The 695-nt window shown below is 46.2% G+C and carries 1 protein-coding gene and 1 pseudogene; both read left to right on the top strand.

What is annotated here, in order from left to right; genetic code table 11:
- Positions 1-122: pseudogene (locus R8N49_RS27285) on the top strand (oxidoreductase); the annotation flags it as partial.
- 21 nt (positions 123-143) lie between these two features.
- On the top strand, positions 144-695 hold a 552-nt coding region (locus R8N49_RS27280), incomplete at its 3' end, for a pirin family protein (protein ID WP_318190471.1).

The raw sequence follows: 695 nt of genomic DNA, 5'->3' as shown, positions 1-695 counted from the left end.
TATTTATGGCAAACAACGGCTACGAATTTGGCCTAGCTCTGCTAGCAGCAAGTGTTTCACTGGCCTTTTCTGGCGCAGGTAAAACGGCGTTAGATAACTTCCTAAACAAAAAATTCTCCTAACCACGGACACTGGAGGCACTGATGATCACCGTAAGACACGCCGAAGACCGAGGTCGAGCAAACTTTGGCTGGCTAGACAGCAAACATACGTTTTCTTTTGGTAGCTATTACGATCCAAAACACATGGGCTTTTCTGAACTGCGAGTCATCAACGATGACCTAGTTCAACCCAACGCAGGCTTTGATACTCATGGTCACCGCGACATGGAGATCATCAGTTATGTGCTAGAAGGTGTCATTGCGCACAAAGACAGTGAAGGCAATGTACAAACGTTACCTGCGGGGGAGTTTCAGCTGATGTCGGCAGGTAAAGGCATTTACCACAGCGAATATAACGCATCAGAAACAGACCCTTTACGCTTTTTGCAAATTTGGATTCAACCTAACACCTTTGGGAATAAACCGGGCTACCAGCAAAAAGATTTTGGACGTAATGCAGGGTTAACCACCATTGCAACCCCAACGGGAGAGAGTGGCACACTGCACATCAAACAAGATGCGTATTTGTATCAATTGATTTTGGAGCCGAATCGCGAACTCGCCTTCGACATCCACTCTGGAAGAAATGTTTAC

Source organism: Vibrio sp. 1978 (genome assembly GCF_033344345.1).
The sequence above is the reverse complement of the archived record's forward strand: the minus strand, read 5'-3'. Positions and strand labels throughout refer to the sequence as shown.